Source organism: Pseudomonas sp. TUM22785, from assembly GCF_028198105.1.
Taxonomy (GTDB): Bacteria; Pseudomonadota; Gammaproteobacteria; order Pseudomonadales; family Pseudomonadaceae; genus Metapseudomonas; species Metapseudomonas solani.
The window spans coordinates 1,098,848-1,123,141 of the sequence record NZ_CP116239.1 but is presented as its reverse complement, the minus strand read 5'-3'; the positions used below and the strand labels follow the sequence as shown (position 1 = coordinate 1,123,141).

23 protein-coding genes are annotated in these 24,294 nt (G+C 68.2%); 8 read left to right on the top strand and 15 right to left on the bottom strand.

What is annotated here, in order from left to right:
- Positions 1–232: 232 nt before the first annotated feature.
- On the top strand, positions 233–1,450 hold the full coding sequence (locus PI990_RS05310) for an MFS transporter (RefSeq protein ID WP_271660011.1): 1,218 nt from the start codon (positions 233–235) through the stop codon (positions 1,448–1,450).
- Here the strand turns inward: PI990_RS05310 and PI990_RS05305 are convergent, their stop codons facing one another.
- The 3 genes from PI990_RS05305 to PI990_RS05295 are packed head-to-tail and all read right to left on the bottom strand — an operon-like array spanning position 1,451 to position 5,171.
- Positions 1,451–3,658, bottom strand: coding sequence for a xanthine dehydrogenase family protein molybdopterin-binding subunit (locus tag PI990_RS05305; protein ID WP_271660010.1), 2,208 nt, complete (start codon positions 3,656–3,658; stop codon positions 1,451–1,453). It abuts the gene before it with no gap.
- Entirely contained in the window at positions 3,655–4,644 is a 990-nt protein-coding gene (locus PI990_RS05300; RefSeq protein ID WP_271660009.1) for an FAD binding domain-containing protein, read from the bottom strand. The genes PI990_RS05305 and PI990_RS05300 overlap by 4 nt, the downstream gene beginning before the upstream one ends.
- Positions 4,641–5,171 carry a (2Fe-2S)-binding protein gene (locus PI990_RS05295; RefSeq protein ID WP_271660008.1) on the bottom strand — a complete coding sequence of 177 codons (531 nt, stop codon included), beginning with the start codon at positions 5,169–5,171 and terminating at the stop codon, positions 4,641–4,643. Before PI990_RS05295 ends, PI990_RS05300 begins: the two co-directional genes overlap by 4 nt.
- 291 nt (positions 5,172–5,462) lie before the next feature.
- Here PI990_RS05295 and PI990_RS05290 point away from each other — a divergent pair, with 291 nt between their 5' ends.
- Together PI990_RS05290 and trmA are read left to right on the top strand one after the other, a co-directional pair.
- A complete protein-coding gene (locus PI990_RS05290) occupies positions 5,463–6,755 on the top strand; it encodes an NCS2 family permease (protein ID WP_271660007.1) in 1,293 nt (430 codons plus the stop codon).
- Positions 6,755–7,849, top strand: a complete 1,095-nt coding sequence (trmA, locus tag PI990_RS05285; RefSeq protein ID WP_111259671.1) for a tRNA (uridine(54)-C5)-methyltransferase TrmA — start codon at positions 6,755–6,757, stop codon at positions 7,847–7,849. Before PI990_RS05290 ends, trmA begins: the two co-directional genes overlap by 1 nt.
- A 456-nt stretch (positions 7,850–8,305) precedes the next feature.
- On the opposite strand, the gene ilvA is transcribed toward trmA, so the two are convergent.
- From ilvA to PI990_RS05265, 4 genes are all read right to left on the bottom strand, one after another.
- Complete coding sequence (ilvA, locus tag PI990_RS05280; protein ID WP_265170481.1) at positions 8,306–9,832, bottom strand: threonine ammonia-lyase, biosynthetic; 1,527 nt, start codon at positions 9,830–9,832, stop codon at positions 8,306–8,308.
- A complete protein-coding gene (locus PI990_RS05275) occupies positions 9,829–10,245 on the bottom strand; it encodes a YybH family protein (protein ID WP_021218821.1) in 417 nt (138 codons plus the stop codon). Before PI990_RS05275 ends, ilvA begins: the two co-directional genes overlap by 4 nt.
- Positions 10,246–10,439: 194 nt before the next feature.
- The gene (locus tag PI990_RS05270) at positions 10,440–11,261 is read right to left on the bottom strand and encodes an HDOD domain-containing protein (protein ID WP_021218822.1); all 822 of its coding nucleotides are present in this window, start codon (positions 11,259–11,261) and stop codon (positions 10,440–10,442) included.
- Positions 11,262–11,355: 94 nt separating this feature from the next.
- A complete protein-coding gene (locus PI990_RS05265) occupies positions 11,356–11,877 on the bottom strand; it encodes a DUF4345 domain-containing protein (RefSeq protein WP_021218823.1) in 522 nt (173 codons plus the stop codon).
- A gap of 140 nt (positions 11,878–12,017) precedes the next feature.
- Between PI990_RS05265 and PI990_RS05260 the strand changes: the two genes are divergently transcribed.
- The 4 genes from PI990_RS05260 to ypfJ all read left to right on the top strand — a co-directional run bounded on the left by PI990_RS05260 (position 12,018) and on the right by ypfJ (position 15,099).
- A complete protein-coding gene (locus PI990_RS05260; protein WP_271660006.1) occupies positions 12,018–12,527 on the top strand; it encodes a DUF4136 domain-containing protein in 510 nt (169 codons plus the stop codon).
- A 275-nt stretch (positions 12,528–12,802) separates the two neighbouring features.
- Entirely contained in the window at positions 12,803–13,240 is a 438-nt protein-coding gene (locus tag PI990_RS05255; protein ID WP_184492082.1) for a DUF411 domain-containing protein, read from the top strand.
- 63 nt (positions 13,241–13,303) lie between these two features.
- A complete protein-coding gene (locus PI990_RS05250; RefSeq protein WP_271660005.1) occupies positions 13,304–14,158 on the top strand; it encodes a PhzF family phenazine biosynthesis protein in 855 nt (284 codons plus the stop codon).
- Between the two features lie 68 nt (positions 14,159–14,226).
- Positions 14,227–15,099 (top strand): KPN_02809 family neutral zinc metallopeptidase, encoded by an 873-nt coding sequence (ypfJ, locus tag PI990_RS05245; RefSeq protein WP_271660004.1) that lies wholly within the window; start codon positions 14,227–14,229, stop codon positions 15,097–15,099.
- A gap of 125 nt (positions 15,100–15,224) precedes the next feature.
- On the opposite strand, the gene PI990_RS05240 is transcribed toward ypfJ, so the two are convergent.
- The 7 genes from PI990_RS05240 to PI990_RS05210 form a co-directional block, all read right to left on the bottom strand.
- A complete protein-coding gene (locus PI990_RS05240) occupies positions 15,225–15,815 on the bottom strand; it encodes an HAD family hydrolase (protein WP_271660003.1) in 591 nt (196 codons plus the stop codon).
- 51 nt (positions 15,816–15,866) lie between these two features.
- Positions 15,867–16,838, bottom strand: a complete 972-nt coding sequence (locus PI990_RS05235) for a Csu type fimbrial protein (RefSeq protein WP_271660002.1) — start codon at positions 16,836–16,838, stop codon at positions 15,867–15,869.
- Between the two features lie 23 nt (positions 16,839–16,861).
- Positions 16,862–19,306, bottom strand: a complete 2,445-nt coding sequence (locus PI990_RS05230) for a fimbria/pilus outer membrane usher protein (RefSeq protein ID WP_271660001.1) — start codon at positions 19,304–19,306, stop codon at positions 16,862–16,864.
- 25 nt (positions 19,307–19,331) lie between these two features.
- On the bottom strand, positions 19,332–20,120 hold the full coding sequence (locus tag PI990_RS05225; protein WP_442969316.1) for a fimbrial biogenesis chaperone: 789 nt from the start codon (positions 20,118–20,120) through the stop codon (positions 19,332–19,334).
- A 13-nt stretch (positions 20,121–20,133) separates the two neighbouring features.
- Positions 20,134–20,682: a Csu type fimbrial protein gene (locus tag PI990_RS05220; protein WP_271660000.1), complete on the bottom strand. Its 549-nt coding sequence runs from the start codon at positions 20,680–20,682 to the stop codon at positions 20,134–20,136.
- The gene (locus PI990_RS05215; RefSeq protein ID WP_271659999.1) at positions 20,682–21,209 is read right to left on the bottom strand and encodes a Csu type fimbrial protein; all 528 of its coding nucleotides are present in this window, start codon (positions 21,207–21,209) and stop codon (positions 20,682–20,684) included. The genes PI990_RS05220 and PI990_RS05215 overlap by 1 nt, the downstream gene beginning before the upstream one ends.
- 72 nt (positions 21,210–21,281) lie before the next feature.
- On the bottom strand, positions 21,282–21,728 hold the full coding sequence (locus PI990_RS05210) for a Csu type fimbrial protein (RefSeq protein ID WP_271659998.1): 447 nt from the start codon (positions 21,726–21,728) through the stop codon (positions 21,282–21,284).
- Positions 21,729–22,585: 857 nt separating this feature from the next.
- Here PI990_RS05210 and PI990_RS05205 point away from each other — a divergent pair.
- The gene (locus PI990_RS05205) at positions 22,586–23,068 is read left to right on the top strand and encodes a BRO-N domain-containing protein (protein ID WP_271659997.1); all 483 of its coding nucleotides are present in this window, start codon (positions 22,586–22,588) and stop codon (positions 23,066–23,068) included.
- A 336-nt stretch (positions 23,069–23,404) separates the two neighbouring features.
- On the opposite strand, the gene tesB is transcribed toward PI990_RS05205, so the two are convergent.
- Entirely contained in the window at positions 23,405–24,274 is an 870-nt protein-coding gene (tesB, locus tag PI990_RS05200; RefSeq protein WP_184492074.1) for an acyl-CoA thioesterase II, read from the bottom strand.
- Between the last annotated feature and the right edge of the window lie 20 nt (positions 24,275–24,294).

The window sequence follows — 24,294 nt, the reverse complement described above, 5'->3', positions numbered from 1 at the left end:
CCGTCGGCCCCGAGGCTCGGGGTCGATGAGAATGGTCGAGATGATTTTTGACTCGAAGGTCAGATTCTAATGGAACCGAATCGGCAGACAAGAAAAAATTGGCCGCTCGGTCAGAATAAATTCCTGGCACGAAGGTGCACGCCTCGGGTGCCGGGGCGTCGCGCCGATTTTCGGCGCCGGGGCAAGGTGCTAATCTGCGCATCCGATAGCCTCCTAAGCATTTTCCCGACCTATGTCCCAGGCCCTCTTGCTGCGTCACCACCGCCCGTTCATGGCGTTCTGGTTCGCTCGCGTGTGCACCGCCAGCGGCTTCCAGATGCTCACCGTGGCCATCGGCTGGCACATCTACGAACTCACCGGCAACGTGCTCGACCTGGGCCTGGTGGGCCTGGCGGAATTCCTCCCGCGCGTGCTGTTCATGCTGCATACCGGGCACGTGGCCGACCGCTACGACCGCCGCCACGTGGCCGCGCTGTGCCAGACGGTCCAGGGGCTGATCGCCGTCGCGCTGGTACTGGGCAGCGCCACCGACAACATCAGCCGCGAGATGATCTTCCTCCTCGCCTTCGCCCTCGGCGCGGCACGCTCCTTCGAGATGCCGGCGACCCAGGCGCTGCTGCCCAACATCGTCCCGACGGAGCTGTTCCCACGCGCCGTGGCCGCGGCGGCCTCGGCGATGCAGGCGGCGACCATCGTCGCGCCGGCGGTGGGCGGCCTGCTCTACGCCTTCGGCAGCCTCTGGGTGTATGGCCCGGTGGCGGTGCTCTACGCCATCGCCTGCTGCCTGATGCTGAGCCTGTCCAGCCGCCAGCAGGTGCTGCGCAAGGAGCGCGCCTCCATGGACTCGCTGCTGGCCGGCATCCGCTTCATCCGCAGCCGCCGCGACATCCTCGGCGCCATCTCCCTCGATCTGTTCGCCGTGCTCCTCGGCGGCGCTACCGCGCTGCTGCCGGTGTTCGCCAAGGACATCCTGCTCACCGGGCCCTGGGGCCTCGGCCTGCTGCGCTCGGCACCGGCGGTGGGCGCGCTGGCCATGTCGTTCTGGCTCGCGCGCTTCCCCATCGAACGCCAGGTGGGGCGCATCATGTTCACCGCCGTGGGCGTGTTCGGCGTCGCCACCATCGCCTTCGGCCTGTCCACCTCGTTCTGGTTCTCCCTCGCGGTGCTGGCGGTGCTGGGCGCGGCGGACATGATCAGTATGGTCATCCGTGGCGCTTTCGTGCAGTTGCACACGCCGGACGAGATGCGCGGTAGGGTCAGCGCCGTCAACGGCCTGTTCATCGGCGCCTCCAACCAGTTGGGCGAGTTCGAGTCCGGGGTCACCGCCGCCTGGTTCGGCACCGTGCCGGCGGTGGTCATGGGCGGGGTCGGCACCCTGCTCATCACCGGCCTGTGGATAAGGCTCTTCCCCACCCTGGCCAACCGCGACCGCCTGCACGGCTGCGATTGATCAGAGCAGTTTGTCGGGGGTGATCGGCAGGTCGCGGATGCGCTTGCCGGTGGCGTGCCAGATGGCGTTGGCCACCGCCGCCGCGACCCCGACTATGCCGATCTCGCCGACGCCCTTGGAGCCCAGGGCGTTGACCACCTCGTCCTCTTCCTCGACGAAGATCACCTCGATCTCACCGATATCCGCGTGCACCGGGATGTGGTACTCGGCCAGGTTGTGGTTCATGTGCCGGCCCAGCGCATGGTCGGTCTGGGTCTCCTCCTGCAGGGCCATGCCGATGCCCCAGACCACGCCGCCGAGAATCTGGCTGCGCGCCATCTTCGGGTTGACCACGCGACCGGCGGCGATGGCACTGACCACCCGGCTGACCCGCACCACGCCCAGCGCCTCGTCCACCCGCACCTCGACGAAGACCGCCGAGTGGCTGGCCGTGGAATAGGCGTCGCGCTTGTCGTCCGGCTTGGCGTCCACCCGGGCTTCCAGGGCCGCGCCGCCAGCGGCACGGACGATCTCGCCATAACCCAGCGCCAGCTCCGGCGCGCCGATGACCCGCAGTTCGCCGTCGACGAACTCCACCTGCTCCCGCGTCAGCCCCTCGAAGGGTGAGTTCTCCAGCGCCACGGCGGTCTTCAGCAGCCGGTCCTGCAGCGCCACGCAGGCCTGCTGCACCGCGCTGCCCACCGAGGAGACGGTGAAGGAACCGCCCTGCAGCGGCGCCTTCGGCAAGTGCGAGTCGCCCAGGCTGAAGGTCACCCGCGCCATGTCCAGCCCCAGGCTGGCGGCGGCGATCTGGGTCATCACCGTGTAGGTGCCGGTGCCGATATCGGTGGTGGCGCTGCTCAGGTGCAAGTGGCCGTCGCCATCGATCACCGCGCGGGCGCTGGCCGGGCTCTGCATGGCCTCCCACACGCCGGTGGCCATGCCCCAGCCGAGTAGCTCGTGGCCCTCGCGCATGCTGCGCGGCTGCGGGTCACGCGCCGCCCAGCCGAAGCGCTCGGCGCCCTGGGCGTAGCACTCGCGCAGGGCCTTGCTGGAGAAGGGCTTGCCCTCGTTCTGGTTGCGCTCGGCATAGTTGGTCAGGCGCAGCTGCAGTGGGTCGATGGCCACGGCAGCGGCCATCTCGTCCATGGCGCACTCCAGGGCGAAGACCCCGAGGGTGGCGCCGGGGGCGCGCATGTCCAGCGGCGTGTAGACGTCCAGCGGCGCCACGCGGTAGCCCAGTTCGACGTTGTCGCACTGGTAAAGCATCCCGGACCACTCCACCACGTGCTCGGTGAAGTCCTCGAAGCGCGAGGTCTGCCCCACCGCTTCGTGGCGCAGGGCGCGCAGCTCGCCATTGGCGGCGGCACCCAGGCTCAGGCGCTGCAGGGTGCGCGGGCGGTAGCCGAAGCTGAACATCTGCTGCCGGGTCAGGGTCACCCGTACCGAGCGCTGCAGCTTGAGCGCCGCCATCACCGCCAGCACCAGCTGGTACTGCGGGCGCAGGGCCGAGCCGAAAGCGCCGCCGACGAATGGCGCCATCACCCGCACCTGACCCGGCTCCAGGCCGAACACCCGCTCGATGTACTGCTGGCTGTTCTGCGTGCCCTGGGTCTTGTCGTAGACCAGCAGCGCGCCGTCAGGCTGCATGACCACCGTGGCGGCGTGGGGCTCCATGGGGTTGTGCTGCTCGATGGGCGAGCTGTAGCTCACGTCGATGCGCAGGGCCGCGCCGGCCAGGGCGCCGGCGCAATCGCCCCGGGGCTCGGGCAGCGACGCCGGGGCCAGGTGGGCGTCGTCGAGGGCGGCCAGCAGGTCGGTCTGGTGCGGCTCGGCCTGGTATTCCACCGTCACCAGGCGCGCGGCGTGGCGTGCCTGCTCCAGGGTCTCGGCCACCACCAGTGCCACCGGCTGGCTGCTATAGAGGATGCGGTCGTTGTACAGCGGGCGGAACGGCGAGCCGTCGGCGGCGTCGGCGTCCTCGTAGGGTTCGTCATAGCTGGCGATGGGCAGGCGGTTGGCGTGGGTCAGCACCAGTTGCACACCGGGCACCGCCTCGGCCGCGCGGCTGTCGATGGCGAGGATGCGCCCACGGGGGATGCCGGCGTTGACCACCCAGCCATGCAACAGGCCGGGCACGGCGAAGTCGGCAGCGTAGCGGGCGCGACCGGTGACCTTGTCACGGCCGTCCACCCGGTCATGGGCCTTGCCCAGTGGCGATGCACTCATGCCCGGGGCCCTCCCTTAGCGGCGTCGGCCAGGGCGCGGACCACCGCGCGGCGCGCCAGCTCCACCTTGAAGGTGTTGCGCCCCAGGCCCTCGGCCCCCTGCAGCAGCAGGTCGGCGGCGACACGGAAGGCCGCCGGTGTGCACGGGCGCCCCACCAGTGCCGCCTCGGCGTCCGGCAGGCGCCAGGGTTTGTGCGCCACACCGCCCAGGGCGATGCGCGCCTCGGCCACGGTGCCCTGCTCCACGCGCAGCGCCGCCGCCACCGAAACCAGGGCGAAGGCGTAGGAAGCGCGGTCGCGGATCTTCAGGTAGGCGCTGTGGCGGGCGAAGGGCGACGGCGGCAGCTCGACCTCGGTGATCAGCTCGTCTGCCGCCAACAGGTTGTCGCGCTGCGGTTCGTCGCCGGGCAGGCGGTGGAAGTCGGCGAAGGCGATCACCCGGGTGCCGCCGGGGCCGGCGACGTGCACCTTGGCCTCCAGCGCCGCCAGGGCCACACACAGGTCGGAAGGGTGGGTGGCCACGCAGTGTTCGCTGGCGCCGAGTATTGCGTGGTTGCGGTTGAGCCCCGCCCGCGCCGGGCAGCCGCTGCCGGGCTCGCGCTTGTTGCAGGGCGTGGCCACGTCATAGAAGTACTGGCAGCGGGTACGCTGCAGCAGGTTGCCGCCGACCGTGGCCATGTTGCGCAACTGCGGCGAAGCCCCGGCCAGCAGCGCCTCGGCCAGCAATGGGAAATGGCTCTGCACGCGCGGGTGCCAGGCCAGGTCGGCGTTGCTCACCAGGGCGCCGATGCGCAGCCCGCCGTCCTCGCCGACCAGTACGCCGTGCAGCGGCAGCGCGGTGATGTCGATCAGCCGTTCGGGGCGCTCGACATTCTCCTTCATCAGGTCCACCAGGTTGGTGCCCCCGGCGATGAAGCGCGCATGGGGGCCGGCCAGCTTCAGGGCCTGGTCCAGTTCCTCGGGGCGCTCGTAGCTGAAGGGCATCATGCGGCGTCCCCCTTGGCGGCGCCCTGGCAGGCGGGCAGCGCCTCCTCGATGGCGTCGAGAATGTTGGCGTAGGCGCCGCAGCGGCACAGGTTGCCGCTCATCTGCTCGCGGATGCCGTCGCGGTCGTGGGCGTGGTTCTCGCTGGCCAGGGCCACCGCCGAGCACAGCTGCCCCGGTGTGCAGTAGCCGCACTGGAAGGCGTCGTGGCGGATGAACGCGGCCTGCATGGGGTGCAGCTCGCCGCCCCGCTCCAGGCCTTCCACCGTGGTGATCTCGGCGCCGTCCTGCATCACCGCCAGGGCCAGGCAGGCATTGATCCGCACGCCATTGCGCAGCACGGTGCAAGCGCCGCACTGGCCGTGGTCGCAGCCCTTCTTGGTGCCCACCAGGTCGAGGCGCTCGCGCAGCAGGTCGAGCAGGGTGGTCCAGGGCTCCACCTGCAGCCGATGGGGTTCGCCGTTGATGACCAGTTGGATCGGATGGCCGACGGCGGTTTGGCCACGGCGCAGGCTGGGTAGGGAACTCATGTTGACCTCAGGCTCGTCTCGTCCGGCCCCGAAGGGCGGTGCGCGGGTGTGGATACCCGCATCTTTCTGGTGGACTGGCCGGTCTTCGCCGAGGTTCAGGGTTTCTGCCCGGGCGGACTGTTGACGAAACCCGAGCTGCCCGTCTGGTCATAAATTCACCGCCCCCAGGGGAGCTGGTATGATGCGCGCCTTTTTTGCCGGGCTGGCAGAAACGGCGCCCAACCGCAGGCGCTGTGCTTGACTGCTATCCAGTCCGGGCCAACAGACGCGAAGACGTCACGGGGAGCGAAAATGCTGGAAAAACTGTTCCAACTCAAAGCGCACGACACCAACGTACGCACCGAGGTCCTGGCGGGCCTGACCACCTTCCTGACGATGGCCTACATCCTCTTCGTCAACCCGGCCATCCTCGGTGAAACCGGCATGGACAAAGGCGCGGTGTTCGTCGCCACCTGCCTGGCCGCCGCCATCGGCTCCACCGTCATGGGCCTGATCGCCAACTACCCCATCGCCCTCGCCCCCGGCATGGGCCTGAACGCCTTCTTCACCTACACCGTGGTGCTGCACATGGGCCACACCTGGCAGGTGGCCCTGGGCGCGGTGTTCATCTCGGCGTGCATGTTCTTCGTGCTGTCGATCTTCCGCATCCGTGAATGGATCATCAACAGCATCCCCCTGGAGCTGCGCTCGGCCATCGCCGCCGGCATCGGCCTGTTCCTGGCGCTGATCGCCCTGCAGAAGGCCGGCATCGTCGCCGCCCACCCGGTGACCATGGTCACCCTGGGCGACCTGACCAAGCCGGAGCCGATCCTCGCCGTGCTCGGCTTCTTCCTGATCATCGCCCTGGAAGCCCGCAAGGTGACCGGCGCCGTGCTGATCGGCATCCTCGCCGTCACCCTCGCCGGCATCGGCCTGGGCGTGTCCAAGTTCGGTGGCATTGTCTCCATGCCGCCGTCCCTGGCGCCCACCTTCCTGCAGCTGGACATCAAGGGCGCGCTGGAAATCGGCCTGGTCAGCGTGATCTTCGCCTTCCTCTTCGTCGACCTGTTCGACAACTCCGGCACCCTCATCGCCGTGGCCAAGAAAGCCGGCCTGATGCGCGCCGACGGCCACATGCCGAAGATGGGCCGCGCCCTGATCGCCGACTCCACCGCCGCCATGGGCGGGTCGCTGCTGGGCACCTCGACCACCACCAGCTACATCGAATCCGCCGCCGGCGTCAGCGCCGGTGGCCGCACCGGCCTCACCGCCGTCGTGGTCGCCGTGCTGTTCCTCCTGGCCCTGTTCCTCTCGCCCCTGGCCGGCAGCGTGCCCGCCTTCGCCACCGCGCCGGCGCTGTTCTTCGTCGCCGTGCTGATGGCCTCGGGCCTGGCCGAGATCGACTGGAACGACCTGACCACCGCCGCCCCGGTGCTGATCACCGCCCTGGCCATGCCCTTCACCTACTCCATCGCCGACGGCATCGCCTTCGGCTTCATCGCCTGGGCCGCCATCAAGACCCTGGCCGGCCGCTACAGCGAGCTGAGCCCGGCGCTGGTGATCCTCGCCGTGCTGTTCGTGATCAAGATGGGGTTCTTCCACTGATGAGCCGCCCGCAGTTCGATCCCACAGGCTACGCCGCGCAGCTCGCCGACAAGGCCGAGCGCCTGAAGGCACTGCTGGCGCCCTTCGACGCACCGCAACCGGACGTCTTCGACTCGCCCCGCGAGCATTACCGCCTGCGCGCCGAGTTCCGCCTGTGGCGCGAGACCGGCAGTGAGACCCGTCACTACGCCATGTTCGAAGCCGGGGACAAGTTCACCCCCGTGCTGATCGAGGACTTCCCCATCGCCAGCCGCCGCATCAACGAGCTGATGCCGCGCCTGAAGGCCGGCTGGCAGGCGAGCCAGGTGCTGTCGTTCAAGCTGTTCCAGGTGGAGTTCCTCACCACCCTGTCCGGCGACGCGCTGATCACCCTCTGCTACCACCGCCCCCTGGACGATGCCTGGAAGGCCGAGGCCGAGAAGCTCGCCGCCGACCTGGGCGTGAGCCTGGTGGGCCGCTCCAAGGGCAAGCGCATCGTCATCGGTCGCGACTACGTGGAAGAAGAGCTGACCGTCGCCGGCCGCGCCTTCCGCTACCGCCAGCCCGAAGGCGCCTTCACCCAGCCCAACGGCGAGGTGTGCCAGAAGATGCTGGCCTGGGCCTTCGAAGCCATGGGCGAGCGCAGCGACGACCTGCTGGAGCTCTACTGCGGCAACGGCAACTTCACCCTGCCCCTGGCCACCCGCGCGCGCAAGGCGCTGGCCACCGAGATCAGTAAGACCTCGGTCAACGCCGCCCTGGCCAACCTCGCCGACAACGGCGTGGACAACGTCACCCTGGTGCGTCTCTCCGCCGAGGAACTGACCGAAGCCCTCAACGAAGTGCGCCCCTTCCGCCGCCTCGCCGGCATCGACCTCAAGGCCTACGAGTTCGGCACCGTGTTCGTCGACCCGCCCCGCGCCGGCATGGACCCGGACACCTGCGAGCTCACCCGCCGCTTCGAACGCATCCTCTACATCTCTTGCAACCCGGAGACCCTGGCCGCCAACATCGCCCAGTTGCACGACACCCACCGCATCGAGCGCTGCGCCCTGTTCGACCAGTTCCCCTACACCCACCATATGGAATCGGGTGTGTTGCTGGTGCGTCGCTGATCCCGGCCGGGGTCACCGCCTGGTACCCCGATAGCGAATGAATTCGCACAAAAAGCCTGCCACCGCGCGGACATGACCGCTGCGTAGGGTGGAGGTCGCTTTTTACCTCCACCAAGGCGGTGTCGCACGTGAGCACGATGGTTGAGCGACATGTAGGTCGGGTGAAACCCGGCGCGCGCCGCCCTCTCAATCGCGAATGAATTCGCTCCCACCAAGCCGGCGGCGCTGCGCGCCGCTTGGCGACTGAAGTCGCCCCTACAGGAAGCCGCTCCAAAGCCACCCGCATACCTCCGTAGGATGGGTCGGACGGCGTTCCGCGAGCGGAGCGAAACCCATGCTGCAAAGGCACGACACCCATGCCTGAGTGAGGCTCAGCATCGATGGGTTTGGTGGAACTCTACCCATCCTACGAAAAGTGCATGTCGCCCCCCACAAAGTGGCGATTCATCACGCCCATCACCCCACGAACAGGCGGTAGGCCGGGTTGTCGCTTTCGTCCCACCAGGGGTAGCCGATGGCGTCCAGCGCCCCGGGCAGCAGGTGCAGCTCGTGGTCGGGCACCTGCAGGCCGGCCAGTACGCGGCCGTCGGCGGCGCCGTGGTTGCGGTAGTGGAACAGGCTGATGTTCCAGCGCCCGCCCAGCTGGTTGAGGAAGTTCAGCAGCGCGCCGGGCCGCTCGGGGAATTCGAAGCGCAGCAGGCGCTCGTGCAGGGCGCCGTCGGCGCGGCCGCCGACCATGTGGCGGATGTGCAGCTTGGCCAGCTCGTTGTCGGTCAGGTCCAGCACCGGGAAGCCCTGGGCCTGCAGGCCGCTCACCAGTGCGTCGCGCGGGTCGTTCTCCGGGTGGGTCTGCACGCCGACGAAGATGTGCGCCTCGGCCTCGCTGTGGAAGCGGTAGTTGAATTCGGTGATCTGCCGCCGCCCCAGGGCTTCGCAGAAGGCGCGAAAGCTGCCCGGGCGCTCGGGAATGGTCACGGCGATGATCGCTTCGCGCTGCTCGCCCAGCTCGGCGCGCTCGGCCACGTGGCGCAGGCGGTCGAAGTTGACGTTGGCGCCCGAATCGATGGCCACCAGGGTGCGGCCCTCGCAGCGCTCGCGGGCCACGTACTTCTTGATCCCGGCCACGGCCAAGGCGCCGGCCGGCTCGGTGATGGAGCGGGTGTCGTCGTAGATGTCCTTGATCGCCGCGCAGATTTCGTCGGCGCTGACGGTGAGCACCTCGTCCACGTACTGGCGGCAGACCTCGAAGTTGTGCGCGCCGATCTGCGCCACGGCCACGCCGTCGGCGAACAGCCCCACCTGCTCCAGCACCACGCGCTCGCCAGCGGCCATGGCGGCCTGCAGACAGTTGGAATCCTCCGGCTCGACGCCGATGACCTTCACCTCGGGACGCAGGTACTTCACATAGGCGGCGATGCCGGCGATCAGCGAACCACCGCCCACCGGCACGAAGATGGCATCCAGCTCGCCCGGCTGCTGGCGCAGGATCTCCATGGCCACGGTGCCCTGGCCGGCGATCACGTCGGGGTCGTCGTAGGGCGGCACGAAGGTCAGGCCCTGCTCCTCGGCCAGGCGCAACGCATGGGCCAGGGCCTCGGGGAAGGCGTCGCCGTGGAGCACCGCCTTGCCGCCCCGGGCCAGCACGCCCTGGACCTTGAGCTCCGGCGTGGTGCGCGGCATGACGATGGTCGCCTCGATGCCCAGCTGGCGCGCCGCCAGGGCCAGGCCCTGGGCGTGGTTGCCGGCGGAGGCGGCGATCACCCCGCGCGCACGCTGCTCGGCGCTGAGCTGGGACACGCGGTTGTAGGCGCCGCGGATCTTGAAGGAGAACACCGGCTGCAGGTCCTCGCGCTTGAGCAGCACGGCGTTGCCGAGGCGCTGAGACAGGCGCGGCGCCGGTTGCAGGGGCGTCTGGATGGCGACGTCGTACACCGGCGCGCGGAGGATCTTCTGCACATAGCCCTTGAGCAGTGAGTCGGTCATGCCACGGCCTCCCCGGTGACGGCATCGAGCAGGTCGGTGCCATAGGAGTTATCCACGGCGCAGCGCCAGCTGTCGTCGGCCTGGCGGCGGAACACGTAGGTGGCCTTGCGTTCGAGGAACGACAGGAAGCCGTCGCTGGAGCGCCACTGGATGCGCGCACGGCCCATCACCAGGGCGGTGTCGCCGGTCTCCACCACCTGCAGGTCGCGCTGGCTGACCCAGAGGCTGTGCTGGAAATGCGCGGCGATGGCATCGAAGGCGCGGCGGATGCCGTCGCGGCCCTGGACGTTGAGGCCCGGGCGCACCACCAGCACGGCGTCGTCGGTGTAGAAATCCATCAGCGCATCGAAGCGCCCGGCATTGATCAGCTGGTCCGCCTGTTGCACGGCCTGGACGAGGGGGGAAGGTTGCATGGCGTCTCCTGCGGTTCGCTTGGGGCCCAGGAGACAGAAAGAAGAAACCCGCCTCGAGGGCGGGTTTCTTTGTAGGTACTGGTCAACCCGCCAAGTATGTAATGGCGGTAATAATCTGTTGGCGCAGCATCAGGGAGGTCGATTTCATGGGTCTGGAAATTATTCCTGCCGCTGCGCCAAGTCAAGCGTCGGTTTCAGGTGAGCAGTTCGGCGAAGGCCTTGTCCGCCTCCAGCACCGCCGGCAACGCCGCGAACAGCGCGTCCAGGTCCACGCCTTCCACCAGCGGGCCTTCCAGGGATTGCCGCGCCTCCTCGGTGGCGCCGCCATGTGCCTGCAGCGCCTCGCTGACCAGCACCGCCTGGGCGAGGATGCGCGGCAGCAAGGCATCGGCCGGCGCCTGCATCGGGCGCGCCTGGTAGGCGATGGCCTGCTGGATCACCGCCGGCAGCTGCCAGCGCCGCGCCAGCTCTGCCCCCACTTCCGGGTAGCCGAACCCCAGTTGCAGCGTTTCGCTGGCGGCACGCCCCGTGGCCCCGCCCTTGCCGCTGTTGAGCTTCTCGGCGAACTCGGGGGCGCCGGTCTGGATCAGCAGTTCGCCGATGTCATGCATCATCCCGCAGGTGAACGCCGTGTCCGGGTCCACGCCCTTCTGCTTGGCCAGCAGGCGGCTGATGCTCGCCACCTGGAAGCTGTGCAGCCAGAAGCCCTTGAGGTCGAAATTGGGCGAGGCCTTGAAGGCGCCGGTCACGGCCGAAGCCATCACCAGGGTGCGCAGGGTGTTGAAGCCCAGGCGCATGGCCGCATCCTCGATGCTGGTGGACTCCCGCGCCCCGCGAAAGCGCGCGGAGTTGGCCAGGCGCAGCACCTTGGCGGCGATCACCGGGTCGAGGGCGATATTGCGCGCCACGCCATCCAGGCTGGAGGTCGGGCTATCGAATTGCTGGATCAGGTCCTGCGCCACCTTGGGAATGCTGGGCAAGGTGTGCAGGTTGGAAAATAGGGCTTCTATATCCATGGGACCGCCTCCGTCATCGGCTTGAAAACCAAAGGATAGGCAAGTTTCCCAAGCCTGCCCGGCAGGCCGTCGCCCCGTGTGCGACGGCTCTGTATCAGGGCCTTTCCGGCGGCAGCGGTGCCGCTTCGTCGATGCGTTCCACCAACCCTTCGCGGATGCCGCCCCGGCGCAGCGGCTCGCTGACCTCGTCGTCCAGGTCGCCGATCAGCGCGGTGTCCGCCACCGGTTCCTGGTAGCGCGCCAGCTGCACCAGGGCCACGCCGGCCAGCAGCGCGGTGGCCACCTTGTAGGCCAGGGAGCTGATGTCGAAGTTCTGCAGGGTGCCGTCGTCCAGCCATAGGGAACCGATGCGCGCCAGGGCCAGGGCGGACTGCACCAGCAACAGCATCATCAGCGCCGCGCGCATCAGCTCGCGGCCGCGCAGGGCCCAGAGCAGGAACAGCGCCAGGCCGATCTGCAGGCCGCCGTAGTAGACACGCACGTTGCTTACCGAGGTGGTTTCCATCAGCAGCATGCCGCTGAGGTTGGCCATCTCGTAGGGGCGGAACCAGTAGGCCAGGCCGAAACCCGCGAACACCAGGATCTGGACCACCAGAATCAGCCGGGCAAGTAGCATCGCCTTTCTCCTCCCGATCGGCAGCGATCTGCAAAAGACCCATCGCAGCGGGTTTCGTTCGCCCAACCCATCGCAAGGTCGGGGCCGCCGGACCAAGGCCACGGCTAGGCTCTAGCCAGGACCATTCCAAGGAGTCACCCATGCTGCCGCCCCGCCTCAGCCTGCCGCTGCTCGCCATGCTGCTGGGCGCCTGCGCCGCGCCCCCCGACGACGGCGTCACCGTCGCCCCGGCCGCGCGCACCAGCCACTACATGACCTTCAGCATCCAGCCGGTGCGTGCCCCGGGGCACCGCCAGGACCTGGAAGAACGCTTCGACAACGCCCTGCACAAGGCCCTGGAAGCCAAGGGCTACCGCTACCAGGAGCACGGCAGCGACCTGACCATCATCTACGCCCTGGGCCTGGCGCCGGAGCCAGGCGTGACCATGCGACCGGTGGTCACCCCAGGCGGCGCCCTCTACAACCAGACCGAGCTGACCCAGGACGAACGCGCCCGCCTCGCCCTGCGCATCCTCGACGGCTTCGACGAGCGGGTGCTGTTCGAAGCGCAGATCAGCCGCCAGCTGCACGACCCCAAGCTCACCCAGCAAGGCTTCGACCAGGCCGTGGCCGAGCTGCTGAAGGACTTCCCCGCGCGGCCGGCGCCTTGAAACATCCCGCCCACCAAGGACATGACCGCTGCGTAGGGTGGAGGTCGTTTTTTACCTCTACCAGGCGGGGTCGGGAGCGGCACGCCGTTTTCCCTGGCGCGCCCCATTGATGGGTTTCGCTCCGCTCTACCCATCCTACGAGGGCAACGCACGCGTCCCCGGAAACGGGGAAAACTGACCCATATCAACCGGCGTACATCCCGTAACAGCCGAGGCGCGCAGCGCAGCGGCGACAGGCATAAGCTGTCGCCCATTCCACGCTCAGGAGCTTTCCCATGCGCCGCGCCCTTCTCGCCTCCCTGCTCTTCGCACCCCTCTTCGCCCAGGCGGCGGAGACCGTTTCCATGGACGTCTACCGCGACCCCAACTGTGGCTGCTGCAAGGCCTGGATCAGCCACCTGCGGGACAACGGCATCCAGGTCAACGACCACGTCGAGCGCGACATGGCCTCGGTCAAGACCCGCCTCGGCGTGCCTCACGGCCTGGGCTCGTGCCACACCGGCGTGGTCGACGGCAAGTTCGTCGAGGGCCATGTGCCGGCCAGCGACGTGCTCAAGCTGCGCGAGCGCAAGGACCTGATCGGCGCCGCCGTGCCGGGCATGCCCATGGGCTCGCCGGGCATGGAGATGGACGGCATGCAGGACGCTTACCAGGTGATCGGCGTATCGGCGCAAGGTCAGCAGAGCGTGCTGGCCGAGTATCCGGCACACTAGCGCTCCCCTACCCCCACAACGCGGCCGCCCCTGGGCGGCCGCGCGCGTTTACGAGGAACAGCAATGGATTACTGGCAGGTCGATGTATTCGCAGAACGCGTGCTGGCCGGCAACGGCCTGGCGGTGTTCCCCGACGCCCGGGGCCTGTCGCCCGCTGCCATGCAGGGACTGACCCAGGAGCTGCGCCAGTTCGAGTCGATCTTCCTCGAACCGAGCGCCCAGCCCGGGGAGTTCGCCGCGCGGGTGTTCACCGTGGAAGAGGAGCTGCCCTTCGCCGGCCACCCGATCCTCGGCGCCGCCGCCCTGCTGCACCACCTGCACGCCCCGGGCGAGCACGCCGAATGGGCCCTGCAGCTGCGCGACAAGCGCGTCACCCTGGCCACCCGCCGCCAGGGCCAGGGCTTCTACGCGGAGATGGACCAGGGCATCGCCGAGTTCGGCGTCGAGCTGGACGCCCGCGCCGCCCAGGGCTTCGCCGCCGCGTTCAGCAGCGAATGGGACAGCCGCCACCCGCCGCAGGTGGTCAGCACCGGCCTGCCCTACCTGCTGCTGCCGGTGACCGGCGCCGGGCTGGCCAATGCCCGCCAGCAACGTCCGCTGGATGACGACCTGGCGGCCATAGGCGCGGCCTTCGTCTTCCTCCTCGACGTCGACGCCCGCGAAGGCCGCACCTGGGACCCCCTCGGCGTGGTCGAAGACATCGCCACCGGCAGCGCCGCCGGCCCGGTCGCCGCCTGGCTGGTACAGCGGGGCCTGGAGCGCCGCGAGCAGGGCTTCGCCCTCAACCAGGGGCGTTTCCTCGGCCGCCCCAGCCGGCTGGATGTACAGGTCACCGGTGAGGGCCGCGTGCAGGTCGGCGGCGCCGTGCAACTGCTGGCCCATGCGCGTCTGCTGCCGGAGCCGGGCCGCCTCGGCTGACGACCGGGCTGGCGCACCCCGCCGCCAGCTACGACACTCAATGCCTCGACAAGAACAAGGATCGGCACATGCGCTGGCAACGGGCGAGACGCAGCGACAACGTGGTGGATGCGCGCGGCAGCGGCAGTGGCGGCATGCGCCTCGGCGGCGGCAAGAGCATCGGGCTGGGCGGCATCGCCCTGGTGGTGGTGGTCGGCCTGCTCATGGGTGAAGACCCGCTGACCATCCTCGGCCAGCTCGCCGGCCAGGCCAGCCTCTCCACCGCGCCCCCTCATAGCGGCGCGCCACCGGGGGACGACCAGGAAGCGGAGTTCGTGCGCGCTGTGCTCGGCGATACCGAAGACACCTGGCAGGCCATCTTCCAGCAGGGCGGCCGCCAGTATCAGGACCCGAAACTGGTGCTGTTCAACGGCGGCGTGCAATCGGCCTGCGGCTTCGCCTCCTCGGCGGTCGGCCCCTTCTACTGCCCCGGCGATCGCCAGGTGTACCTGGACCTGGACTTCTTCCGCGAAATGGCCCAGCGCTTCTCCGCCGCCGGCGACTTCGCCCAGGCCTATGTCATCGCCCACGAGGTGGGCCACCACGTGCAGACGCTGCTCGGCGTCTCCGCCAAGGTCAATGCCGCGCGCCAGCGCGGCCAGAAGATGGAAGGCGCCAACGGCCTACTGGTGCGCCAGGAACTCCAGGCCGACTGCCTCGCCGGTGTCTGGGCCTTCCACGCGCAGAAACGCCTGGACTGGCTGGAGCCGGGTGACCTGGAAGAAGCCCTCAACGCCGCCAACGCCATCGGCGACGACCGCCTGCAGAAACAGGCACGCGGCCAGGTGGTGCCCGACTCCTTCACCCACGGCACCTCGGCCCAGCGGGTGCGCTGGTTCAAGACCGGCTTCGAACGCGGCGACATCAACCGCTGCGACACCTTCACCGCACGGGACCTGTAGCCACCCGCTCCGTGTGGGGCCTTTGATGGGTTTCGCACGGCTCTTCCCATCCTACGAAGCACTCCCCCGTAGGATGGGTAGAGCGAAGCGAAACCCATGCGGTTGCGGTCTTGGCACGCACCCGATTACCGCGCCAACAGCAACAGCTGCGCGCAATCCTCGGCGTACCAATCGGTAAGTTCGGGCCAGGGGTTTTCCGGCAGGTTGACCAGCACCGTGGCGCTGCCGGCGGCGCGGCCGCAGTCGAGGTCGAAGCGGTAGTCGCCCACCATCACCATCTCGTCCGGCGCCACGGCCCAGCGCTCGGCAAGGTGCAGCAAGCCACCCGGGTGCGGCTTGGGTGGCGCCTCGTCGCGGCCGAGGATGTCGGCCGGGGCGAAGCAATCGTCCACGCCGATGGCCTGCAGCGTCAGCAGCGCCAGCTCGCGGGCGTTGCGGGTGAGGATGCCCAGGCGCACGCCGCATGCGTGCAGGTGGCGCACCAGCTCCACGGCACCGGCCGCCGGGCGTGCATTCAGCGCCAGCTCGCGCTCGTGCTCCAGCAGCCAGGCGTGCTTGGCCCGGGCCTCTTCCGCCGGCAGCGCGGCGAGGTGATGGAGGATGTCATCCTCCGGGGGAATCGCCAGCTCGCGGCGGATCGCGGCGAAATCGTGAACGGCAATCGTCAGGGTGCCATCCATGTCGAACACCCAATGGCGGAACTGCGCCAGGCCCATGTCTCTACTCCGGACGGTTCGGGAAACAGCGCGCCAGGGTACACCGTCCCGTCAGTAGTTGATGATCAGGGTCACGTTGTCGATGTAGGTGCCCACCGGCACGTTGGCCTGCGTGGGGTCGACGGTCACCTGGAAGTTCACCGTCTGCAGCAATCCCGTGCCTTTCTGCGACAGGTTCTGCGTGGTGGTCCACACCGTCGTCGTATTGGGGAAGTAGATGTTGTAGCCCAGGCGGTTGGCGCCGCTGGCCATGCGTCGCCAGGGCGCCTGGTAGTTCTGGCCGTTGTCGAAGCTGACCAGGTAACCCTCGTCGCTGGTGCAGGTCAGGGTGATGGCGCGGGTCACCGAGGCGAACTGGCTGACCAGCGCCTGGCTGCCGAGGTCGACGTTCTGGTAGCTGTTCAGGGTGCAGGCCTTGGTGACTACGATGGTCACGGTGCTGGTGGCGGTCACCCCGGTCCCCCAGTTGGTGGGCGCGCCGCAGAGGCCCGCCGGGCAATTCTGGGTGACGCCCGGGCTGCGTTGCCAGCTGCACAGGTTCAGCGCGCCGGATTCGCAGATGGCGTAGCGCCAGGTGAACACCACCGAAGCGGTGTAGGTGCCGGCGGGCACGTTGGCGGCCTGGGCCTGGAAGTACAGGTTGATGCCGGTGGTGGCGTTGGTCAGCAGCGCCAGCACCGCGAGGCTGCTCAGCTGCACCGTGGAGCCGGGGGTGATCTCGGCGCCGCCGTTGCTGACGAACACCTTCAGCGGAATGCTGTTGCCCTGGCCGTCGCTGAGCACCGGCGCGGCGGACTGCAGGGTGACCTGCACGTAGTTGGCCGCCAGCAGCGAGAGGAAGGAGGCACAGGTCAGCCCAGCGCCGCCGAGGTTGCCCTGGGCGGACGCGTTCATCGCAAAGGAGCTGACACTGCCCAGGCTCACCGCCGGGTTCACCGTGGTGCAGGCCGCCCAGGCGCGCCCCGCGCCGAGCCAGAGCAGCGCCAGCAGCAGGAGGGAGAGGATATTGCGCTTCGCATCCATGACTCGTTCCTCGTTTGTGCAGGTCAACGACAGGTCAGCGGGCCGATCTGCGCCAGTTCCTCGTCCAGGCTCTTCAGCTCCACCGTCACCGCACAGTGGCTGCCGTCGGGCAGCTCCACGCGCAGCGCGTTACGCAGCTCCAGCCCCTCGAAATACACCAGCCCGTCCCAGCCCACATAGGCCTCCAGGTCGCGCCCCTCGACCCGGGCGATGGCGCCGCGCGGCAGCACCTCGCCACGCACGTCGATCAGCAGGATGCTCGCCGCCACCACCCGCGCCATGGGGAACTCCAGCAGGGCGCCGCTGCCTTGGTGCACGGCAATCTCCTGGGAGATATCCGGGATACGCACGTTGCCCGGCAGGCCCAGGGGGTCGATCTCGTAATTGGCGCGGTAGTAGGACGGCACCCAGGGCACCAGCAGGTGACCGCGGCTGTCGGTGTGGCCCAGCAGCTGGTGCTCGAAGTTCACCGGCACGTCGGCGAAGCCCGAGGTGCTGACCAGCACGAAGGCGTCGTTGATGCGGTTGCTGGGGAACACCCCGCCGTCCATCCACACCAGCGAGCCGCTGATATCGCCCCACTGGGTGCGCTCGCCATCGTTGTCGTACACGCCCAGCTGCATCTGCGTATAGGGCGTGCGCCAGGTGACGTCGGCCTGCGTGTAGCGGCCGCCACCGGCGGCGTAGCTGAGGTTGTAGCCGACGCCGCCCTGGCTCGGTGCGGTGCGCCCGTAGTTGACCCGCTCGCGGTACTTGCCGTTGGTGTCGCGCTCGACGCTGGCGCTGAAGGTGGAAAGCATGTCGAACGGCATGATCAGCTGCACCAGCGCCGAATAGCCCGAGGTGCCCAACTCGCGGTTCATCGACACGTACAGGCTGCTGTTGGCCCACAGGCTGCGCGACCAGGAGAAGTTCAGCACGCGGGTGCGCTCGCCGCTGCGGGTCTCGCTGGCGAAGTAGCCGATGCCGAGGCTGCCGATCTCCTCCGGGCTCACCGAGAAGGTCACCTGGTCGGTGCGCCGCGCCAGGCCCAGCTCCTCGCGGCCCAGCTCCAGGGCGCTGACCTGGCTGACGTCGACGAAGCCCGAGCTGCGCTGCACACGCTGGAAGGCGAAGCCGAACAGCGGCGAGTAATAGCTGTAGCCGAGGCTGGCCTGATGGCCGCGCAGGCCTTCATAGGTGCTCTGGGAAAACGAGGTGCCGAGGGTGCCCCAGTTGCCCAGGCCGAAGGTGCCGCCGAGCCCGCCCAGGCGCAGTTCCTCGCCCAGCTCGGCGTGGCTCTCCAGGGTGAAGGCGTCGCTGATGCCGTAGCGGAAGGTGCCGCTGCTCACTGTGCTGCCATAGGCGAAGCTCTTCACGCCGTAGTCTTCGCGCAGCTTGCCCACACCCAGGGAGTAGTCGTACAGGCCCTTCTGCAATAGCGTGTTGGTCACGTAGAAGGGCACGTCGGTGGACACCTGGCGCCCCAGGGCGTCGGTGGTCACCACCGTGGCGGTGCCCGCGCCGCTGATGTAGGGCACGTTGCTCACGGTGAAGGGGCCGGGCTGCAGGTCGTCGCTGCTGACCCGCGCATTGTTGATGAACAGGTCCACCGTGCTCGGCACCGCGGCATCGCCGCTGAAGCGCGGCAGGGGGTAGGTGACCAGGTCCGGGCGCAGGCCGAAGTTACGCGACATCTGCACGCCGCCCACCCGCACCGCGCTGTTCCAGGTCAGCGCCCCGGTGACCAGGTCGCCCACCTGCAAGGTGCGCAGGCTCTCCTGGTCGTTGAGGGTCCACAGGGTGTCGTAGCGCACGTAGCCGTCCCCCTCGCCCTCGCTGTCGCCGAAGCTCTTGCGGTACACGCCCGTGTTGCCCAGGGTGCCGCGGCTGCCGAACAGGCGCTGCTCCAGCCAGGTGCTGGCGTAGCGCTGCCCGGCATCGCTGTCGGTGTAGTAGAGGTCGTAGTTGAACAGCGCGCCGAAGTCGGCGCGGGCCGGGGTGCGCGCATACACGCTGGTATCACCCACCTCCTGGCGCGGCAGCCACTCGCTGGGCAGCGTCAGCTTCAGGCGTTGCAGCTCCTGGTCGTACTCGCTGCCCAGGCCTTCGATGGCATCCAGCGCCTGGGGCCCGCTGGCGCCCTCGGGCAGGCGCACGCCAGCACCACGCAGGTCCTCGGCCTCGACCCAGTAGTGGCCAGCACGGACGATCACCGGCACCACCTTGTCGGTAGGCATCTCGTTGACCACCAGCTCCAGGTAGAGGGTGTACTCCCCCGGCGCCGCGCCAGGGTCGGTGGCCGCCGGCTCGCCCGGGCCCGGCCCTGGGCTGGAGTCGACGGGCGCAGCTGCGGCGGCCTCGGCGGGCGGCGGGTTGGGCTCGGCCGCCCAGGGCGCTCCGCCCAGCAGCAGAACGAGCAGCAGCCCGCCCCACAGGCGCCATGCCCATGCCGTTGTGTTGCGCCCGTTGCCCCCAATATGCGCCATCCTTCGGCAGTCGCCCGGCCGCTGTTCAATGGGCCGGTATCGGCTGGGGCTCGGCCTGCTCGTTGATCCGCGCCTCCAGCACGAAATTGCCGCTCGGCGCCCGCTCCGGCAGTTGCCAGCGCATCTGCGCGCCGGGCAGCACGTAGCCCAGCAGGCCATCGGCGATCAGTGTGCTGGCGCCCCCCTGGCGCAGCGATACCTTGGACAGCCGGGCATGGGCCGGCCCCTGGTTGCTGAGGAACAGGTAGCGCCGGCCTCCTTCCTGGCGCACCTGGTAGCTGAGCCTGGGCTGGAGGATCTGCACCCCCTCGCGGGGCTTGGCGCCGCTCACCGGCTCCGGCCCCGCGCCACCGCCGAACACGAACAGCGGCACCGAATAGCGCATCTGGAATTTCACCCCCAGTTGCGGGTCCACCTGGGCATCCGGGCGCAGCATCTCGTCCACCAGCACCCGGTAGGCCTGCTCGGTGCCGGCCGGCGCCGGCTGGGTGGCGATCAGGCGGATCATCTGTCGCTTGCCTGGGGCGATGGTCACCACCGGCGGGCTGCCGATGATGGTGCGCTGGGCGTCGAGCTGGTCGTCGAAGTTGCCCTGGCGCCAGGCCATCACCCGCACCTGCAGGTCGACGGGTTGCTGGCCACGGTTCTCCAGCCACAGCGCGGCGGCCTTCTGTTCGGCCTCGATGGTCGGGTTGATCGGCCAGATCAGCACCGAGCTCGCCGCCATGGCCGTGTTCGCCGCCGTCAGGCCCAGCCCCAGCAAGGCGGCGATGACGCCGGTGCGCAGGCCATGTCCTAGGGCGGTTCGGTGCATGGGCTTCCCCTTCTCAATAGGTCACGGTGACGGTCACCGTGTCGGTGTAGATCCCGGCGCTGGGCATGGTCGCCACCGCGAACAGCCGCGCATACACCGGGTAGGACTGGGTGCCGCTGGTGGCGCTGTAGGTCAGGCTCATGGCCGTGGCGCCGTTGCTGCCATCCCCCCAGACGGCGCTGTAGCCGGCGTCCTTGTACAGCTGGTAACGCAGGGTCTCGGCGCCCTTGATCATGTAGCGGCCGCCGGTGACGCTGGCGGTGTTGAGCCCGGCGTTGAGGGCGATGCTCAGCGAGGTGCCGGGTGTGCACTGCAACTGGATGGAGCCGTTGCCCACCGTGCTGACCCGCGTCACGTCGCTGGGCAGGGTGCTGACCTGGCCGAAGTTGATGCTGCCGTAGGTGGTCACGTCGCTGCTGCCGCTGCCCAGGATGCAGCCGGCGGTCACCGCCGCCTTGATCTCGAACAGCTGGGTGATCTGCAGCTCGTTGAGGCCCGTGTCGGCGAAGCAGCCCAGGCCCGGCAGCAGGGCCAGGCTGGCGACCAGGGGCCGGCGCACCATCACCAGCTCACCGTCACGGTGACGGTGTCGGTGTAGGTGCCCGACAGCGGCGCGGCCTGTACCGGCACGCGGCCGTACACCGGCAGCAGCTGGTCCTGGCCGTTGCCGGTGCCGGTGACGCCGATGCTGTTGTCCCACACGGTGTCGTAGGTGGCGGAGGTGTAGAGGTTGTAGCTGACCTGGGCTGCCGAGGGCCCGGTCATGCGGCGGGCATTGACGTTGCCGCTGCCGCCGGCGCTGATCAGTACGCGATAGGGGGTGCTGGTCAGGCAGTTGACCCGCAGTGCACCGGCTCCCGCCGTGCCGACCACAGTGACCTGCGCGGCGAGGTTGAAGTGGGTGCCAAAATCCAGGGTGCCGAACTGGCCGAGGGTCGCCGGTACCGTGCTGCCGGCGCTGCAGGCCGGCAGGACTTCAGCGGCTATTCCGATGGTGGCGCTCTTGCTGGCGGCATGGATCGACGGACAGACCGTCGTCGAAACCATCAGCACCAGCCACATCCACTTGCTGTCGCAATGGCAGACCATGGCGGTTCCTGGCTGTGAGTCTTACTTCCGTGTCGCAGTGGTCATTGCGGGCGCCGGGCCCGGTCACAACGCTTACCAGGTGATGGTCACCTGGACGGTATCGGTGTAGGTGCCGGTGGCGGGTGTCGTCTGCGGCGGTACGCGGCCATACACCACCAGCTCCTGGTTGGCGCCGGTGCCGGTGGCGGCCAGGGCCGTGCCGCCGTTGCTGCCGTTGCCCCAGAGCGTGGTGCGCGCCGCCTCCTTGTAGAGGTTGTAGGCGATCACATCGGTGGCGCCGGCACTCATGTTGCGCTGGTTGCCGGTGGCATGCAGGCCCGAATCCAGCGCCACCGAATAGTTGGTGCCGATGGTGCAGGTCACGCCGAACGAACTGCCCGCCGAAGCCCCCACGGACTGGGCTTCGATGATGCTGTTCAAGCTCGGGTAGGTACCGAAGGCGATGCTGCCGAATGTGTTCGCACTGCCGTTGTTACTGCCGTTGTTCACGGTGCAACCGGCGCCAATCACGAGCTGCACACCCAACTGTCCCTGGACCGTCCCGGCGGCCTCGAGCGTAGAAGAGAGAGGCAGAAGTACGAGGGACGAAATCAAAAACTGAGCGCGGTTCATTATGAAAACTCCTACAACACCCAAGACTCCACGAGCACTTGCGTACCAGTGAATGGGACCGTAGTAGAAATTCGGCGGCGTTCAAAAAGCTGAAGGTGCCAGCACGCTGGCGCAATGTGCCATCACAGGGCCTACAGGGCTTCAAACCTATGTATTGGCGGGGCTTTCAGGGCTTTGTAGGAAATAAGAGGAAGTATAAATAGCGTTTTACTTACGCAACAAAGAGCAAATAGCCAGTATGTGTTTTTAAACGCATTAGCACTTTTCGAGCGGGTTTAAATTGCGATTGGCAATAAAGATTTGTGAGGATTCTCCTACAGCAAATCGCCTAATAACATCGACCCGTTGGAAATATTTCACTCAGGGTCTTACAGCGGGATTAACCAACGACTTGCGGTAGCTTGAAGGCCGTTCCCTACGCGACAACTGCATTGCCGTCCTACAGGACCGCTCAGTAGCTTCTCGCCCCGTCGTGGCCTTGGTCATGACCGGGATTAGAGACCCCGAAATCCAACACACGCATCACACGCCATAGCAGAAAGACGGTCCCCTCGGGTTCCGGCTTCCTGGCCGTCTATGGCGGACCGTGCGGGACGGGCGTATGCCCATCCGGTTTGCGTGTTTGCCGGGGTCTCTAGCCCTGCACGGTCCGCCACCCTTCCCCTCGGTGGCGGCTCCACGTCCAGCACAGGAGTTCTGGAACATGCGAGCCATCCAGTCGCAACAGCGCATCACCTGCCGCCCCTCCACCCCGGAGGCGCGCCATGACTGACTACCGCATCGCCACGCGCTTCATCCGCTACCGCCGCCCCCTCAACGTCGTGCTGATCGACGGCCTGCCCTGGTTCTGCTGCCGCGACCTCGCCCGCCTCACCAACAGCCGCCTGGACATGCGCCTCACCGCCAAGCTCGACGCCGACCAGTGGCGCCAGGAAACCCTGCGCCACGAGGCCGGGCAATTCACCGACGAGCTGCTGGTGAACGAAAGCGGCCTGCACAGCCTGCTGCTGGTGAACTTCTACCACCCGGAAAACCGCAGCTTGCGCCAGTGGATCACCCAGGAAGTGCTCCCCGCCCTCCTCGACGGCCAACGCACGCCCGACCACCAGCCCCGTCGCCGCCTGCTGAAATGGCAGGGCCACCACCAGGTCAACCTCATGGAATGGCAAGGCCAATGGTGGATCCGCTACGAAGACATGCCCCGCGTCCTCGGCCAGAGCGATGCGTTGAAGCAGCAGTTGTCCTGAGGCTGGCCGTGGGGACGCCTGGGGATACCGAGGTGATGGGTTTCGCACGGCTCTACCCATCCTACGAAGCACCTGCAAGGCACACGTAGGATGGGTAGAGCGCAGGGAAACCCATGCGGTGCAAAACTCGCCCAGGGTGCAGGCCGGGAACACCGATTGGTGGATGAAAAGAGCGTCATCCACCCTACCCGGGCCCGGTCGTCGTGGGGCACCGGGGCATTTCGGGCGGGTGGACATCGCTTTTTATGTCCACCAACGGAGTCGGGCCATACGCCGTGGCCCACTCGGCGGAGCGCTTCGCGAGCAGAGCTCGCTCCTACGGGGTGGGCGCGGGGGTTATTTCCAGTCTTCGCGCACGCGGGTCAGCCCTTCCTGGGCCACCGAGGCCACCAGCTGGCCGGCGCGATTGAAGATGCTGCCGCGGGAGAAGCCGCGGGCGTTGCCGGACCAGGGGCTGTCCATGGAGTACAGCAGCCAGTCGTCCGCGCGCAGGTCGCGGTGGAACCACAGCGAGTGGTCGAGGCTGGCCACCTGCATGAACTTCTGCCACACCGAAACCCCGTGGGGCAGCATGGCGGTGGTCAGCAGGCCGAAGTCCGAGGCATAGGCCAACACGTATTTGTGCAGGGCGCGGATGTCCGGGAGGTTGCCGTCGGCGCGGAACCAGACGTACTTGATCGGCTCGCCGGGCTTGGGGTCGTAGGGGTTGTTGGCGGTGACCGGGCGGATTTCGATGGGCTTGTCGCAGAGGAACTTGTCGCGCATGCGCTCGGAAATCAGGTGGGCGTTCTGCCGGGTGAGCTCCAGCTCCGAGGGCAGGTTCTCCGGCCCGGGCACCTGGGGCATGGTGATCTGGTGCTCGAAGCCGTTCTCGTCGGCCTGGAACGAGGCGCTGCAGGTGAAGATCGGCTGGCCCTTCTGGATCGCCGTCACCCGCCGGGTGCTGAAGCTGCCACCGTCGCGCACCCGGTCCACGGTGTAGACCACCGGCAGGGTGGCGTCGCCCGGGCGCAGGAAGTAGCCGTGCATGGAGTGCACGTGGCGCTCCTCTTCCATCGTCTGGCTGGCCGCCGACAGCGACTGACCGAGCACCTGGCCGCCGAACAGCTGGCGGAAGCCCAGGTCCTGGCTGGTGCCACGGAAGAGGTTCTCCTCGATGGATTCGAGGCTCAGCAAGGCGACCAGATCATCCAGCACCTGGGTCATGTGGGGTATCTCCTCTGCAA